Origin of the sequence: Lacticaseibacillus jixiensis, assembly GCF_042847315.1 — a bacterium.
Classification (GTDB): Bacteria; Bacillota; Bacilli; order Lactobacillales; family Lactobacillaceae; genus Lacticaseibacillus; species Lacticaseibacillus jixiensis.
In genome coordinates this window covers 1-2,260 of record NZ_BAAFPR010000074.1, presented here as the reverse complement: position 1 = coordinate 2,260, position 2,260 = coordinate 1, and the positions used below count along the sequence as shown (strand labels likewise).

General features: G+C 51.7%; 3 protein-coding genes. All 3 read right to left on the bottom strand.

Annotation, left to right across the window (positions count from 1 at the left end):
• Positions 1-77: 77 nt before the first annotated feature.
• Positions 78-1,580: an IS66 family transposase gene (gene tnpC, locus ACGG90_RS15470; RefSeq protein ID WP_125708928.1), complete on the bottom strand. Its 1,503-nt coding sequence runs from the start codon at positions 1,578-1,580 to the stop codon at positions 78-80.
• A 64-nt stretch (positions 1,581-1,644) separates the two neighbouring features.
• Complete coding sequence (tnpB, locus tag ACGG90_RS15465) at positions 1,645-2,001, bottom strand: IS66 family insertion sequence element accessory protein TnpB (protein ID WP_125708930.1); 357 nt, start codon at positions 1,999-2,001, stop codon at positions 1,645-1,647.
• Entirely contained in the window at positions 1,991-2,176 is a 186-nt protein-coding gene (locus ACGG90_RS15460; protein ID WP_056964394.1) for a hypothetical protein, read from the bottom strand. Before ACGG90_RS15460 ends, tnpB begins: the two co-directional genes overlap by 11 nt.
• Positions 2,177-2,260 lie beyond the last annotated feature (84 nt).

Genomic DNA, 2,260 nt, shown 5'->3' with positions numbered 1-2,260 from the left:
GTAAGCACCCAATAACAGACCGTCTTGAAAATCAATAGAGGCCCGTTCCCAGATTCAGGGAAGCGGACCTCTTTGCTTTAAGCGACGGTCGATTGGGCGGTACCGGTAAATGTTTGGTTCCAAGGCAAACAGGCCTCCAGTTGTTCCTCAGTTGGAAACTCAGGTAGCTGACTCAGTTGTTCAAGTAAAAGCCGAATATACGCGCGCGGATCGAGGCCGTTGGCCTTTGCCGTTTCGATTAGGGTCATCCAGATGGCGTTGGCATCGGCGCCGGCGGGACTGGTCGCAAAGAGCCAGTTTTTACGTCCAATCACGAATGTCTTCATTGCACGCTCCGCCGCGTTATTGCTCAACTCCAGCTCGCCGTACTCTAACACCCGGTTCAAAGAACGTCTCTGATTCTGCGCGTATGTCACTGCTTTTCCAAGCGTCGACTTCAGCGGGATGTCTGCTGCGTCACACCAACTCCAGAACTCATCGATCACCGGTCGAAGGTGCGCGTCTCGCTGTTGTCGCCGCGCTTTTGCGTCTAAACTTGTCCAGCTTTTTTCTAGCGCAAACATCTGATTGAGCAGTTTTAACGGAACTGTCTCGTGAAGCGTACCACTCTTTTTGGCGTCGTCGAAGAATTTGCGCCGAACGTGAGCCCAGCATCCTGCACGGTCAATCTCAGTGAGCGCGTTATAGCCTGCATAGCCGTCGCACTGAAGTACGCCGCTGAAATTAGTATACAGGCTCTTGGCAAATTTGCCGGAGCGCGTGTCACCATATGCGTAGAATACAACTTGCTGCGGAGCCATTTTGATACTACGCTTCACCCAGATATATGACTTGCTTTGCGCGGTCTTGCCCGGCTCTCGAAGCACCTGGAACGGCGTTTCGTCACCCTGCAAGAAAGGTTGCACGCTGAGCACTCGGCCAAGCAAATCGTAGACCGGCTGAACGAGCCTTGCGGCGCCAATCACCCAGTTAGCCAGTGTCGTTTCACTGATCAGAACGCCCGCGCGGGCCCACTCGTGTAACTGGCGGAAAAGTGGTGAGGCCATGGTGTACTTCTGATGTAACACCTCCGCAACCAGCGATGGGGTCGCCATACTATGCGGAAATAGCGCCCTTGGCGCTTCCGCTTGATAAAGATGGGAGTCGCCGTCCGCTTCTTCGCAAGCCACGCACTTGTAGGTTTGCTCGAAAATTTGATTTTGGTACAGGCGCCCTGGCACGTGTTCAATTTCAGTGCGCACGAAATGTTTCCCGACCGCTACGAGCTGGTGGCCGTGCTCACAAACTGACGCTTCACGTGTGATGAGCGTTTCTTCAACGGGTAAGTCGGCGGCAATGCCTTCTGACCGCTTACGTTTTGGCTTACGCGGTGACGCTACGACTTCTTCTTCGCTTTGACGACCAGTCTGCTCTGGTTCGGTAAAAACACTAGGATCCTCCAACAGCGACAACTGATTAGGATCAGTCATCTTCTCTGAACGAACGCCATAGAGTTTCCGATTAAGGAATGCCACTTGCTCCTTTAGGAGCTGGATTTCCTTGAGTGCCTGCGCTAACAGGTCTTCAGTCGTTTGTGTCATTGCGCTACCTTCGTTTCGTTGTCGTTGAAGGGAGCTTACCACTAATGAAACCGTTTGAACAGTACTAACGAGATGTTTTTTTGCTTGGCCGATTGTGCTTGATGGTTGATTCCAATCCCCAACCTGATAGTAGTCGTTGGAGCTGCTTCGGGTGGAGCCTTCTCACCTCTTTTTGTGTTGTCGGCCACTGAAGTCGGCCGTTTTCGATACGCTTGTATAATAAGAGAAACCCGTCACCGTCCCAGTAAAGTGCTTTGAAGCGGTCCTTGCGAGTGCCGCAGAACAGAAATAGTGCACGACTGTATGGATTCAATTCATACTGGTCACTGACGACGCCCGCAAGGCCATCGATTCCACGGCGCAGGTCTGTTTTGCCGCAGATCAGGTAAATTCCACTAAGCTTGCGCAGGTCAATGAGCATCGCTAAACACCGCCTTCAAAACAGCATCCAGGATGTAGCTGTTAACGCGGTTGTAAACAATCATGGTTTTGTTATCGTCAATCTTAATCTGAAAGGCCTTAGTTGCTGGCCCCGGTTGCGGCCGCTGCGTACCGTCCAACTTGATACGAACAATCTCGGGTTGATCTTCGTCCATATAAATACCTCACCATTCTTATGATGAGGTCATGATACCGCTTGGCAATTGAGAGGGATAGGCGGTCTGTTATTAGGTGCTTAC